Consider the following 12,581-nt stretch of genomic DNA (forward strand, 5'->3'; position numbering starts at 1 on the left):
GAATGATTCCACAGCTCTCCTTTCCACAGCTGGTTTCTTATTTCCGGAAAACGTTCGAACAGCTTCCTGCCGGTGATTCCCTTCAGGTATTTCACGATCGCAGTTATGGATAATTTCGGAGGGGCTGATACAAAACAGTGGACATGATCTCCCTCACCACATTCAAACAGATGAACGGTAAATCCCTTATCCTCCGCAATCTCCTGTACCAGTTTCTGAAGATATGCTTCAATCTCTGCATTTAATATCTTCCGCCGGTATTTTACTGACCATACCATATGGTAATTAATATTGCACACACAAGTGCGGTAATGTTTAAGATTTTCTTTCATACATATAGTATATCATAACGCGAATAATATTGCAATAGGATATCGAACATATTTTCTCTTTGTAAAGTTGGATACAGCTGTTTTAGAACATATATTTCTTATTTACCATGTGCAGATATGCACAGTATTCGCTTTCATCTCGGCAATTAAATTACCGAGGATTCCCGCTTATTTTCCTAAAATTTCTTTCAATGGTTTCATTTTACTCTCTCCTTATTTTTCATCTTCGTCACTCCAGTCTATTTTCCGACCGCAGTTTGGGCAATAGTCATAGTGGTCATAGTCTATTTCGTATGATACCCCACATCTAGGACAGTCCCACGTGCCTAAATTGTTTTTATGTCATAATTCCGCTCGATCTCCTGCATCCATTCCGCATGTGAATGGGTCTGTTCATAGGTTTGTTGGACTTTTTGTTGTAATATCCGACTCATCTCTATATTCCGATGGACGGCCTCCGGGCCAGTGCGGTGATGTTCCACGCACAGATATACTTTCAGGCCCAGTTCTTCTGATTTCTGCCGACCCCAGGTCCCTGGGATTACATGATGCTCCTCCACAATTTTTTCGTGATAATCATCGTGGAGTAACATGCACAGATAGCAATGCTTATCCCGGTCTGGCTGCATAATACTTTTCGTATGCTTTTTCCTCTTCTTTTTCCCGGAAGTTTTAGGAAACATTAGATCTGACACGTTTTTGCCCTCCCTTCGATTTCTCGCAAAATCCATCCCTGGTAAGAATGTACCGGATCATAAGCCGTGGTCAATTCATGAGCTGTTGCCAGCTCCCAGACGACTTCCCAGCCATCCTTGTTCTTAACCTCTTGTCCTGTGCTGTTTTTCCAGTCATTTTCCTTCCAAGAATGCAGCCAGTTATTTTTGAATACAGATTCCAGATACCGGCAGTCTGTATGGATATGTACCCGACACGGGCGGCGCAGGTGTGACAACATATCTCCGAGAGCCTTAATGTTTATCGCATTTTTCGTCCCCTCGGCCTCGCCGAACCCCTCCTTCGTCCGGAGGTTCCCCCGGCTGTCAACATATTCCAGAACCCAGCCATACTGGGCGGTCTGCCGAGCCGGTCCCCGGGCCGTTGTTGTTATGTAGCCCTCAAGGCTGTAATCTTTCATTTTTCTGTTTCTTCCCTTTCTGTTCCTGCTCTTTATCTACTCTGAGAAGCATATAATACTGATAGCCATATCCGGTCACTTCGCTGATGCCGCTCTTCACGGAGTCTTTCACCAGCTCATAGCCTTTTATCGGCTTCGGGTCCTCTCTCCAGGTATTTGCCCGGATGATCCTCACTTTTTCTATAGGCTTTTTGAGGTTTCGGCTACAGCTATAGCGCAAACGGTTCGGATTATCTTCTTCCCGAAAGGACTTCTGAATCTCTTTCACAAAATAGGCCGCCAGATCTCCATAGTTCCCTGAGTCGTCCAGACAGGTATTATGTGGTCTGCCATAGGGCCAGTGCTTCTGGATCAGCTTGTCCGTCCCGGAAATATTGTTCAGTAAGATATGGTGATGAATGGATTTCCCTTTCCATTCCGTCACAATGATGTATTTCAACACCTGTTCCCGCTTCCGGTATTCCCTCCGAAGATCTCCCAGGAACTTTTTCAGGTATTTCCTTGCCCCTTCCGGATCCGGTCGCTGGTCCTTCGTGTAAGTCAAAACTGTATGATAATCACCTGGCCCGAAATTGGTATTCATCAGACGCCGAAGCCTCTTGATCGCGTTTCGTTCATTGACTTTCTGCATCTGTTCGCTGGTCGGCTTCTCTTTTTTCTTTGGCCGGATTCCCTTCTGGTTATAACGGCTCGTATGATATTTTTCGACCTCCCTCACAGATCCACATATCACTGTCTTTTCTATGTACATTTTTTCACCCCCGGATCCTAAGTTTAATCGCTGTATCGAGCTTGAAACGGGGCGAAACCCCGCATTTTTCTTGACTTTTTCTGTCCGAAGGCGTATTATGTATTTGTATGTTTTTTCGTCTTCGGACATTGAAGCACCAGCCCTTACTGGTGCTTCTTTTTTTATTTGATTATGCCTAAATAGTGCAGACAGAGCTTATATCCCTCCGCCCATTCGTCATCCGGATTCTTTATGTATTCCACCAACGCCCGGATTATGGCATCTTTATCCACAAGAATCACATCCGGTTCCACAGATGAAATCTTTTCGTTCAGCAGCCCCATATTTCTCAGGCACTTCACATATCCCGTAATTCGCTGGATGTTTTTATTGTCATGATTTAAGACCATGCTCATTCCATTCTGCAGGGCCTGGATCACATCTCCAGCATTTAATAATGAGACCTCATATTCCATGGTTACTTCTTTCATTTTCTCTTCTCCTTCCCGTCACCAGTTCCCGAATACCATCCCAAGCATCCAGCATCAGCCATTTGAGGAAAATGAACATTCCAACTGTCCCGGCTACCCGGTACCCTGTGCTGACATCTCCCTGTGTCGACGCCCAGGCTGCTGCCGTGACCGATACAAGTGTTGTCACAGCATTTCTCATCATATTTTCCATGCTTGTCCTCCCTTCTCCGCCCTTAGGCGGTTTTTACTTTTGTGGTTGGCGTTACATCAAAGCCAATGTTCCCTCCGGCCCGGATCATAACCTCTTCTACCATCCTGTGTAATACTTCTGGTGGAACATCCTCCTGCCGGACCCATTCACCATTGATTTTTAGGTTACTTATAATCGTAGGCTTTTTCGTGATTCTCACCTCCTAATTTAGGGTATGTGGTTTATGGATTACCGGTTACTTACTGATCGCACCAATCCAAAAACGTACAAATTGCTTCCCACGCCTCACATCTTGTATAAAACCTCTTTCTTTTATTGCTTTTTCTGCGTAGTGGTAAACCATGCATTTTTCTTGCATTATTTGAAAATAACAGCATTAACTTTTCCCCTCTACTGCATCCGCGCCTGTGCATTGCAGTCCTTAATCATAATCTGCGTATTCGTACAGGGCCTCCAGTTCTTTGCATACTCCACGGCTTCCTCAAATCTCAGCTTCGGTACATTGTTCCGGGCATTGACCTGGAAGCGATGTTTCAGATCACGGTTGCACTCGGCAAATACCTTTTTACTGATTTCCCGGTATGCCTCGCTACCTTTTCCACCAAGGCACTCAACCACGGTTTTATTGACAGCATCCTGAAGGACTATCTGTTGACCATAGTCGATTGTCATGTTATTTTCCAGATTCTCGATCCGGCTTTCATGATCGTCAATCATTCCCAGCTGAATCCTCATCATCTCCTGCTGGGTCAGAGGCTTCTGGTAACCACCAGTCTTGCGGATTGTCGGAAGGACCTCTGATGTTACCCAGTGTTTGAATCTCTTAGCCGAATCAAGTTTGCTTCCAAAAATAAGGGCATATAAGCCGGATTCGTTGATAATATACATTTCACGATTCTGACCTGAGTCGGCAAATCGCCGAGTCAGCTTATCATCAAATTCAACATGCTTTTTTAAAGCATCCGACGTATCTTTATAACCCAAAGCCATTGTCACATCTTTCCCAACGAACCACGGCTCCCCGTTAATATTTACCGTCCGGATTTCTCCGAACTCTTCTGAATTGAAAATCTGTAATTCATTCATCTAACCACTTCCTTTCTACCAATCTTGTTTTTTACAGCACGATCTGGATTACGATGTTGACTATCGTGACAATCCACGATACGATCATCGGCCAAAACACCACTTCATCTGGTTCCTTTTTGACCTGCCAGATCGCGAAAGCCAAAAGTACCAAATTGACCACCAGTGCTGCGCAGACTAAAACCAGTTTGATTATCGTTCGCACTACCCTCATCCCTCCTGTTCTTGATTTCTCCTTTTGTTTCTCCTATACTGTCCTTACAGGCTCCCGCCAGAGCCGAGTACGAAAGAAAGGAAAGCGCTATTTATGAAATTGGATTTAAATTGTGTTCGAGATTCACTCCTCACTCTTGAAAAATGGCTTGTATTAAACGACCAGCTTGAATTTATTTTTCTTGACCTAAATGAGATCATGGAATCAGCTGAGATGCAGAAATACACCAAACCAGATGTCGCTTATACGCTTGTGATGCTGGAAGAAGCAGGCTTTATCAAAGCTGTCATTGACTACGGCTGTGATGAAATTTCCGAATTGGATGTAATTCGTCTCACATACCAAGGTCACCAATTTCTTGAAACCATTCGGCCAAAAGACACATGGGATAAGATTTATGCTGTAGCCGAAAAAACCGGTCACAAATCCCTTACAAGCATCATGGAAATTGCTGACATTATTCTTCCGGATGTATTCAAGTCTGCATTGCGCTCTTAATTTTTTAAGTCCCTCTTACTGAGGGGCTTTTTTAAAAGTTCCCGTGTTCTTATAATGCTCTCCTTCGGCAGCAATTTCTTTCTTAACCCGCTCATTGAACATGTAGGCTATTGATTCAGCCTCCATCAGCGTTACATTTTTGCCATACAGGACAGTTAATAATTCAGAAACAATCTTGAGCATTTCATCTCTCTTCATTTTTCTCACCTCTTCTCTTCCAGGAAATACTCGATCGGCACGTTGAAGTAGTCGATCTATTACCCGGCTTTCTGCTGTTCCTGACATATACAGGTCTTCTCAATTCTCTTTTTCTCTACTTTATCTTGCTTTTCTGTTGAATCTCTCCTATACTTTGCTCACAGGGCACTGGCATGCCCGAGTTCAAAAGAAAGGAGAATATTATGAGTAAAGCCATCATTTACTTTTCAAACAATAGTACGCTAGAGCTTTCTGCAGGTGATCGAATTACTCCCATCACATATTTGTCAGCCTTGCCCGATGATAAAGACGAACTGAATTTTCCTAGTGTGAATACCACTATTGAAATGACTGAACATATTCATAACGGACTTATTCCATCCATTTTGAAAGCTTTTGCTAACTGCGATTTTTTCTACTTAAATCAGAATATTGACATCGCTTATAATTCAAAAGCTATTGTCCGTATTGAATCCAAGTAATTTTCCGGCGGTCTGTTTTATTACAGATCGCCTTTTTCTTCTGCCAGCTCTATCATCTTTCGTCTGACATACATTGCTAAATACGTTTTTTCAAAACATAAATCCTCATAGAATTTGTTTATCCCACGGTATACTCTCCCGCTCTCTTTGATTTCCTGATATTTTCTCTCTATGGCTTTATCAATTTCAGAAACCATCTTGTCCATCTCTCAAGCCTCCTTTACACAGCTTTCCACTATTTTTTCATCAACGTAACAATCTTCTTCACTCCTTTTCATGATTTTATATAATATTTACGGTTTTATCGTAATCCAAGGGTAAAAAAATAAGCTGTTCATATGGAACACCATAAATCTCTTCAATCTTTCGTAATACTGGAATATCTGGATAACTTTTGCCACGCTCATAATTTCCGAGCGTATCTACGCTTACTCCAATAAGTTTTGCCGCTTCTTCCTGTGTATAACGCTTCATCTCACGAGCTGTTTTTAACGTGAAACGGGATTTTACCTTTTGCACTTTCCTTTCCTCCTTTCTCTTTCTACGCTCACTATACTACGGTTTAATCGTAATGTCAACGGTTTTTCCGTAATTTTTTAAATTTATCTTGATTTTTTTACGGAATAACCATATAATCAAACCATAAGGAGGTCATGAATATGGGAAACCTTGGAAATAAAGAAATAATGGCTAAAAATATCCGCCATTATATGGAAAAATATAATAAGACACGGCAAGAAATGTGTGAAGCTTTAGGAGTTAAATATACAACTTTCACAGATTGGGTAAAAGGAAATTCTTATCCTCGCATTGATAAAATCGAACTGATGGCAAATTACTTCGGCATTTCAAAAGCCGATCTGGTTGAAGATAGAAATGATGATTCCTCTCTCACTGCTCGTGACGAGAAGGATATTGAAAAAATCCTCGATCAGACCAAACAGCAGCTTCTCTCCCAGGAAGGTCTGATGTTTGATGGAGATCCCGCCAGCCCAGAAGCAATCGAATCTATACTATCTGCCATGCAGATCGGTATGGAACTGGCCAAGAAAAAGAATAAGGAGAAATACACTCCCAAGAAGTATAAAAAGGACTGATGCCTATGAATATCAAGGCGAAAGTAAATAAGCTGGTGCGTTTTTATAAGACCAGAGATCCATTTGAAATGATAAAAGGAATGAACGTTATTCTTGTCAATTACCCGTTGGAAGGTGTTCGTGGCTTTTACCAGTATTTCCAGAGGAACAACCTAATTTATTTAGATGATAGGCTCTCTGAAAATGAACGCCGTTTTGTGCTTGCTCACGAGCTGGGGCATATGTTTCTACATAAAAATGCCAATGCTATTTTTATGGACACAAGAACCCAATTCAACACCGCGGGGTATGAATCCGAAGCAAACAAATTTGCTATGGAACTGCTACTGCCGGATGAAATTCTGAATGACTATATTGAATCCGGATATACCATCGAGCAGGTGGCGAGAATCACGGGGTATTACAAGAAACTGATTGAACTACGATTGAAAGTATGATCGTTATGATTTTACGTTTAAAAAAGAAGGGAACAGAAATGGCTTTAATCAAATTCCCTGAATGTGGAAAGCTATTATACATTTGTGTTTCATAAAGGAAGAGAAAAGAGGGAAAGTATGAAAAAAAGTAGAAAGTTATTACTTTGTTTGGTTGCACTATTACCTTTTTCGTTACATGTAAAAGCAGAACACACGCACACCTGGAGTGATTGGGAAGTAACTTGTCCCGCCACATGCAATTACGAAGGTGTCAAAGTAAGATATTGTACTGAATGTTACGAAGAAGATACAGAAGATATTCCTGCTACAGGAAAACATGACTGGAGCAAATGGTATATCGAAGAGCCCAGTTGCTTCAGTCCAGGCTCAAAAACTAGATATTGCGAATACTGTAACAAAGAAGAAGAAGAAAGCATTCCGGCTCTAGGGTATCACACTTGGGGCAAATGGCAAATATTAGAAAAGGCTGATTGCTTGAACGATGGAGAAAAATATCGCATATGTACAGTCTGTGAAAAGGAAGAAACCAAAAAAATTCCTGCAAATAAAAATTATCATAATTATGGGAAATGGCACACGGTCAGAAAGTCTACAGCGTTCAAAAAGGGGTATTCAATGCGGACGTGCTACACATGCATGCACGAACAGAAAAAGAACCTTCCTCTCCTGCCGGAAGCAAAAATAAAAACGGCAAGTGAAAAGCAAATATCAAAAAGCTTAAAGACATTTTTCACGGCCGCAAAAAATTATGATATATCGAAAATGAAAAAATGCTTTTCCGATGGAAAAATCAGACCTTTTTCCAATAAAAGTTTGCAAGCGTCCTGGAGAAAATATACGAAAGCGTATCTACGCTTTAAAATCAGATCCGTATCAGTAAAAGGCAAAAAGGCAACAGTGAAGCTATACTGCCAGTATCCGGACGGAACAGATGCATTTCAAACGGCGCTGTCGGAAGCGAACGCATATTATTACTACCACCCAGAAACGAGCAATGAAAAAATGAAAAATATTTTTTGCTCATACATCAGAAAATATTTGAAAAAGAGAGAAATCAAAACAACAACAATATCATTAAATATGATCAAAAAAGGAAATACCTGGAAGATAAGCAAATATACAGCGTCATTAGATAACGTTCTTCAGGGAAATTATAAAAAAGCCGTTAATTGATCAAAAATAACAAAAAGGCCCCTGCCGCAAACAGAGACCTTTCAGAAACAAAGGAGAGTTATATGAGTTTTGTTATTGGATTTGCCACACCTGATTTTGCTATTATTGCCAGTGATGGGCGCTGTACTTATCAAGACGGTAGTGTTATGACTGAATACTACAATAAAACAAAACAAATAAATAAGAATGTGATTGTTGGATTCGCTGGAGAAACAGCTTTGTGTGAAAGCGTACTTTCTTCTTTTGAAGAATCATTTCTTTGGACGGTAGAGACAGCATCTTCTCAAGTAAAACAGCGACTTAATTTACTCAATTTGCAAGCTCCAAGGAAATGTTCTTTTATAATTGCCGGAATAAATTCCAATGGAGAAATCGAATTAGATGCCACAGGAATTTCAAGTGGTCTGCAAATTACCAAGCAAAAACCCACGGCTCAAGATTTTGTCTATGCCACTTTATCACCAGACAACATCAATGGAGACCAAATTTTTGTAAAGAATTTCACTTCAAAATCTTGGGAATCAATAGAAGAACCTTTTACATCTTCTATTTTCGAGGTTGCAAAACTTGATTCTTCTGTGAATACGAATTGCTTTTTTCAAAAGATTTCTCTGCAAAAATACTAACTTTGCTGGCTGAAATTGTTCCATAAGAAATTTTCCCGTCACCCAAAAAGGTTTTGGACTGTTTATATGATGTTTTTTTCATAGTTCCTCCTGTATTATAAGCTATGCTTATAATAACATTATTTCATATAATTTTCAATGATGCAGTCTGGGGATATGAAACTATTTATGAAAGGAGCTGATCTTATGCCACTACCCAACGAACGTACCTACACCATCGAAGATATCTACGCTCTTCCTGAAGGAGAACGTGCGGAGCTGATCGATGGCCAGCTTTACATGATGTCACCGCCAAATTATAAGCATCAGAAACTGGTATCCAAATTTACCCGGATTATCGGGAACTATATTGATTCAAATGGTGGCCCATGTGAGGTGCTTCCGGCCCCGCTGGCCGTTCGTTTAAATGCCGACGATAAAACTTATGTGGAACCGGATATCTCTGTCATCTGCGACCCGAACAAGATCACTGAAAAGGGAGTAGACGGGGCTCCAGACTTCATTATTGAGATCGTATCTCCCGGAACCCAAAGAAGAGATTATGGCATCAAGCTTTTTAAATACCGTACTGCCGGTGTCCGGGAATATTGGATTGTCAACCCAGCGAAAGAAATTGTGAATGCATACTGTTTTGAGAACGAAGAAAACTCCAATCTGTATTCCTTCACGGATGACATTCCTGTTGGAATTTATCCCGGCTTTAGCATCAATATTGCAGAGCTGCTGAAATAAAAGAAAAAACCGCCCCGGTGTTACCAGCACCAGAACGGTTTCCACGAAAAACTATACAAATCCAGAGGATTGCATAATTTTCCCTCAGCAAGAAGATTATACCACAATCCTTTGAATTTTGTACAGACGTTATTTTTGTACCCATTTTTCAAAGGAGGATTGTATGAAACCACTTATAAAGCATAAAATCAATCTCCCCTTTCATACTCTGGAACAGATCCCGGCTTATGAAAGGGGTGTGCTGTATGGATGAGAAAATGCGTTACGGTGCACTTTACATCCGTGTGAGCACTGACAAACAGGAAGAGCTCTCTCCCGATGCTCAGAAGCGTCTCCTGCTGGACTATGCCAACTCCCACAATATTTTCATTTCGCCAGATCTGATCTTCACGGAGAACGGTATTTCCGGCCGGAAGGCAGATAAGCGTCCGGAGTTTCAACGGATGATCGGCATGGCCAAAACGGATGAGCCACCTTTCTCTGTGATCCTGGTCTGGAAGTTCAGCCGTTTTGCCAGAAATCAGGAAGAATCCATCGTGTACAAATCCATGCTGAAAAAACAGCACGGCGTTGATGTGGTCAGCATCACGGAGCCACTGATCGATGGACCATTTGGAACCTTGATCGAGCGTATCATTGAGTGGATGGATGAGTATTACTCCATCAATCTTTCCACGGAAGTGATCCGCGGTATGACAGAAAAAGCCATGCGTGGCGGCTATCAGTGTACGCCGCCGCTGGGATATGAGTCTTCCCGTCCCGGGGAAGCTTTTACCGTAGTTCCGGAGGAAGCGGAGATCGTCAAATATATTTTCGACCAGTATGTTCGCTGCCACCGGGATGTCACGGCCATTGCCCGGAGTCTGAACCGGCGGAAGCTGCACACCAAAAGAGGAAATGTTTTTGAGAAAAGGAATATCACCTACATCCTTCAGAATCCCTTCTACGCAGGAAAGATCATCTGGAACGATATTGAGCGGGATGGGATCCATGAGACCTTCATTTCCCACGAGCTCTTCCAGGAAGCCAGCATTCGGCTTCAGGCTGCCTATCAGCCAAAAAAGCGCCGGAATGTTTCTACCTGTGCCCACTGGCTCTCCGGACTGGTGAAATGCTCCACCTGTGGGGCTTCCCTGGGATTCAACAATGCCAAGGATCCTTTTTTCCAATGTTGGAAGTATGCCAAGGGCATGCATCCGGGAAGTTCCTGGATCACCCAAAGGGCTCTGGAAAATGCCGTCCTGGAATATTTTGAGCAGCTCCTGGCCGGACAGGAATTTTCATTTACATACCACTCTTCCACCACTGCGGTTGAGGAAGATCCGACACTTATCTATAAAAAAGAGCTGGAGAAGCTGAACAGCCGTGAAATCCGGATCCGTGAGGCCTATGAAAATGAAATTGATACACTGGAAGAATACAAAGCCCGGAAGCAACAGCTCCAAGCAGAAAGAGAACGACTGAACGATCTTATCCTTTCGGTAAAAAAAGCACCGAAAAATGATGAGACAAAAGACCGGCTGGAACTGATGAAAAAGATCCAGACCGTATATGATGTGATAAAAAGTCCTGATATTGATTACAAAGTGAAAGGAACCTTCATCCGCTCCGTCGTGGAAGAAATCGTATGGAACCGAGCCGAAAACACGCTGTCCTTTCACCTCTACATGCCTGGAAACCCTTGATTTTACTGGGGTTTCCGGCTTTCATAGGTTACTGCACTCCGGTGGACCGGATGGAGAAATGGGTGCTTCCATGCGTTACCTTTCCCAGCGTTTTACCATGCCGAACCGAAAAGCTATGGGAATCTTAAATGATATCGGCACCGAGGAGCTGGCTCATTTGGAAATGGTGGCTACCATTATTCATCAGCTGACACGGGGACTCTCTCCGGAAGAAATCCAGAAAGCCGGTTTTGCTCCTTATTATGTGGATCACACAATCGGAATCTGGCCACAAGCAGCCGGCGGTATTCCGTTTAACGCCTGTGAATTTCAATCTAAGGGAGACCCTATCACAGATCTTCATGAAGACCTTGCAGCAGAGCAGAAAGCCCGCAGCACTTATGACAACATTCTCCGGCTTGTCAAGGAGCCTGATGTTGTCGAGCCCATCCGCTTCCTCCGTGCAAGAGAGATTGTTCATTTTCAACGCTTCGGCGAAGCACTCCGGACCGTCCAGGATCAGCTTGATTCTAAAAATTTTTATGCCTTCAATCCAAGTTTCGATGCACCTGTAAGCTGCTCCTGTCCCTCCTGTACAAAAAAATAACAGCATCTGTTGCTTCCATGGCTATTAACTGATATATTGAAATTTTCTTCAGTTTTTGTAAAAAGCGCCCATATAGAATGAAAGAATAGGATCGATCAGTTTCTGCGTGCTGATCGATCCTATTTTATAATTGCTCTGTCAATCGTCATACGATGGATACTTCTGATATCTGACAGTATTCCATCCTTGATCAGTCTTCCCAGGCTTACCGGAGTGTAGTCACAGACATTTGCAGCCAGGTTCAAATGTTTGCATCCTTCTTTATATGCCTCTCTATTACTGTGGTCATGTCCATGAATATTCAAGCACCAGGATAATCCATACACTGGTTCATGAGAGAGAAGAAGCTTTTCTGCAATAAACAATGGCCCATCATAAATTTCATCAAATAATCCTTTATAAGCTTTCTTTTTATCATGATTTCCGAGAAGCAGAACCTTCTTCCCTGCTTTTATCTGTTCCACATAAGCCGCATCACCGACATCACCAAGACAAACAAATGCATCATTTCGCATAGCCAAAGCATTGATCCTGTTTACCTGTTCTTCAGGCTCGATCCATCCGGGATCCATTAATTTACAATCCGTATCTCCAAAATGAGGATCTGATAAAAGATATACCGAACCTGTTTCCGACCAATGCCGAAAGGGTTCATACAATGTCAAAATCACCTGATCATCTCCTTAAAAAAGAAAATATCTCTTACGATTTGCTTTATCGTTTTATTTTAATACAACTTCATTTCCATATCAATACATTTCCAATACCGACGCTGTATTTTACGCTCTGATGAATCAGATGGGATGCTGTATTTTGCAGAATTGCTATAAATACCAATGGACATTTTTTCCATGGATGATCTGTTTTTCAGAAATGTTTTTTCTCA

At 42.0% G+C, this 12,581-nt stretch carries 21 protein-coding genes; 9 read left to right on the top strand and 12 right to left on the bottom strand.

What is annotated here, in order from left to right:
- The 8 genes from tnpA to DXA57_RS17225 form a co-directional block, all read right to left on the bottom strand.
- On the bottom strand, nucleotides 1-332 hold a 332-nt coding region (gene tnpA, locus DXA57_RS11255), incomplete at its 3' end, for an IS200/IS605 family transposase (protein WP_117767475.1).
- 326 nt (nucleotides 333-658) lie between these two features.
- A complete protein-coding gene (locus DXA57_RS11260) occupies nucleotides 659-1,027 on the bottom strand; it encodes a hypothetical protein (RefSeq protein ID WP_243005777.1) in 369 nt (122 codons plus the stop codon).
- Complete coding sequence (locus DXA57_RS11265; RefSeq protein WP_117767477.1) at nucleotides 1,015-1,467, bottom strand: RNase H family protein; 453 nt, start codon at nucleotides 1,465-1,467, stop codon at nucleotides 1,015-1,017. The genes DXA57_RS11260 and DXA57_RS11265 overlap by 13 nt, the downstream gene beginning before the upstream one ends.
- Nucleotides 1,448-2,218, bottom strand: a complete 771-nt coding sequence (locus DXA57_RS11270; RefSeq protein WP_117767478.1) for a rolling circle replication-associated protein — start codon at nucleotides 2,216-2,218, stop codon at nucleotides 1,448-1,450. Before DXA57_RS11270 ends, DXA57_RS11265 begins: the two co-directional genes overlap by 20 nt.
- A gap of 161 nt (nucleotides 2,219-2,379) precedes the next feature.
- A complete protein-coding gene (locus DXA57_RS11275) occupies nucleotides 2,380-2,688 on the bottom strand; it encodes a hypothetical protein (protein ID WP_117767479.1) in 309 nt (102 codons plus the stop codon).
- On the bottom strand, nucleotides 2,663-2,881 hold the full coding sequence (locus tag DXA57_RS11280) for a hypothetical protein (protein WP_117767480.1): 219 nt from the start codon (nucleotides 2,879-2,881) through the stop codon (nucleotides 2,663-2,665). The genes DXA57_RS11275 and DXA57_RS11280 overlap by 26 nt, the downstream gene beginning before the upstream one ends.
- A 390-nt stretch (nucleotides 2,882-3,271) precedes the next feature.
- The gene (locus DXA57_RS11285; RefSeq protein ID WP_117767481.1) at nucleotides 3,272-3,967 is read right to left on the bottom strand and encodes a BRO family protein; all 696 of its coding nucleotides are present in this window, start codon (nucleotides 3,965-3,967) and stop codon (nucleotides 3,272-3,274) included.
- A gap of 31 nt (nucleotides 3,968-3,998) precedes the next feature.
- Nucleotides 3,999-4,172: a hypothetical protein gene (locus DXA57_RS17225; protein ID WP_158571307.1), complete on the bottom strand. Its 174-nt coding sequence runs from the start codon at nucleotides 4,170-4,172 to the stop codon at nucleotides 3,999-4,001.
- Nucleotides 4,173-4,274: 102 nt separating this feature from the next.
- On the opposite strand from DXA57_RS17225, the gene DXA57_RS11295 reads away from it, so the two are divergent.
- Complete coding sequence (locus DXA57_RS11295) at nucleotides 4,275-4,679, top strand: DUF2513 domain-containing protein (RefSeq protein WP_117767483.1); 405 nt, start codon at nucleotides 4,275-4,277, stop codon at nucleotides 4,677-4,679.
- A gap of 15 nt (nucleotides 4,680-4,694) precedes the next feature.
- On the opposite strand, the gene DXA57_RS11300 is transcribed toward DXA57_RS11295, so the two are convergent.
- On the bottom strand, nucleotides 4,695-4,964 hold the full coding sequence (locus DXA57_RS11300) for a hypothetical protein (RefSeq protein ID WP_117767484.1): 270 nt from the start codon (nucleotides 4,962-4,964) through the stop codon (nucleotides 4,695-4,697).
- Nucleotides 4,965-5,080: 116 nt separating this feature from the next.
- Here DXA57_RS11300 and DXA57_RS11305 point away from each other — a divergent pair, with 116 nt between their 5' ends.
- Nucleotides 5,081-5,359, top strand: a complete 279-nt coding sequence (locus tag DXA57_RS11305) for a hypothetical protein (protein ID WP_117767485.1) — start codon at nucleotides 5,081-5,083, stop codon at nucleotides 5,357-5,359.
- Nucleotides 5,360-5,379: 20 nt separating this feature from the next.
- Here the strand turns inward: DXA57_RS11305 and DXA57_RS11310 are convergent, their stop codons facing one another.
- Both DXA57_RS11310 and DXA57_RS11315 read right to left on the bottom strand, forming a co-directional pair.
- Nucleotides 5,380-5,565, bottom strand: coding sequence for a hypothetical protein (locus DXA57_RS11310; protein WP_117767486.1), 186 nt, complete (start codon nucleotides 5,563-5,565; stop codon nucleotides 5,380-5,382).
- A gap of 76 nt (nucleotides 5,566-5,641) precedes the next feature.
- Nucleotides 5,642-5,878 (bottom strand): helix-turn-helix domain-containing protein, encoded by a 237-nt coding sequence (locus DXA57_RS11315; protein WP_243005778.1) that lies wholly within the window; start codon nucleotides 5,876-5,878, stop codon nucleotides 5,642-5,644.
- 140 nt (nucleotides 5,879-6,018) lie between these two features.
- Between DXA57_RS11315 and DXA57_RS11320 the strand changes: the two genes are divergently transcribed.
- The 7 genes from DXA57_RS11320 to DXA57_RS11350 all read left to right on the top strand — a co-directional run bounded on the left by DXA57_RS11320 (nucleotide 6,019) and on the right by DXA57_RS11350 (nucleotide 11,695).
- Nucleotides 6,019-6,456, top strand: coding sequence for a helix-turn-helix domain-containing protein (locus tag DXA57_RS11320; protein ID WP_117767487.1), 438 nt, complete (start codon nucleotides 6,019-6,021; stop codon nucleotides 6,454-6,456).
- Nucleotides 6,457-6,461: 5 nt separating this feature from the next.
- On the top strand, nucleotides 6,462-6,893 hold the full coding sequence (locus DXA57_RS11325) for an ImmA/IrrE family metallo-endopeptidase (RefSeq protein WP_117767572.1): 432 nt from the start codon (nucleotides 6,462-6,464) through the stop codon (nucleotides 6,891-6,893).
- 117 nt (nucleotides 6,894-7,010) lie between these two features.
- On the top strand, nucleotides 7,011-8,066 hold the full coding sequence (locus tag DXA57_RS11330) for a hypothetical protein (protein WP_117767488.1): 1,056 nt from the start codon (nucleotides 7,011-7,013) through the stop codon (nucleotides 8,064-8,066).
- Nucleotides 8,067-8,128: 62 nt separating this feature from the next.
- Nucleotides 8,129-8,692, top strand: coding sequence for a hypothetical protein (locus DXA57_RS11335; protein ID WP_117767489.1), 564 nt, complete (start codon nucleotides 8,129-8,131; stop codon nucleotides 8,690-8,692).
- A 186-nt stretch (nucleotides 8,693-8,878) separates the two neighbouring features.
- Complete coding sequence (locus DXA57_RS11340; RefSeq protein WP_117767490.1) at nucleotides 8,879-9,424, top strand: Uma2 family endonuclease; 546 nt, start codon at nucleotides 8,879-8,881, stop codon at nucleotides 9,422-9,424.
- 245 nt (nucleotides 9,425-9,669) lie between these two features.
- The gene (locus DXA57_RS11345; RefSeq protein WP_117767491.1) at nucleotides 9,670-11,109 is read left to right on the top strand and encodes a recombinase family protein; all 1,440 of its coding nucleotides are present in this window, start codon (nucleotides 9,670-9,672) and stop codon (nucleotides 11,107-11,109) included.
- Nucleotides 11,096-11,695: a manganese catalase family protein gene (locus DXA57_RS11350; protein ID WP_117767492.1), complete on the top strand. Its 600-nt coding sequence runs from the start codon at nucleotides 11,096-11,098 to the stop codon at nucleotides 11,693-11,695. Before DXA57_RS11345 ends, DXA57_RS11350 begins: the two co-directional genes overlap by 14 nt.
- A 119-nt stretch (nucleotides 11,696-11,814) precedes the next feature.
- On the opposite strand, the gene DXA57_RS11355 is transcribed toward DXA57_RS11350, so the two are convergent.
- Entirely contained in the window at nucleotides 11,815-12,366 is a 552-nt protein-coding gene (locus DXA57_RS11355; protein WP_147345687.1) for a metallophosphoesterase, read from the bottom strand.
- Nucleotides 12,367-12,581 lie beyond the last annotated feature (215 nt).

The sequence above is a fragment of the Blautia sp. OF03-15BH genome, assembly GCF_003463065.1.
In the GTDB taxonomy this organism is placed as follows: Bacteria; Bacillota; Clostridia; order Lachnospirales; family Lachnospiraceae; genus Limivivens.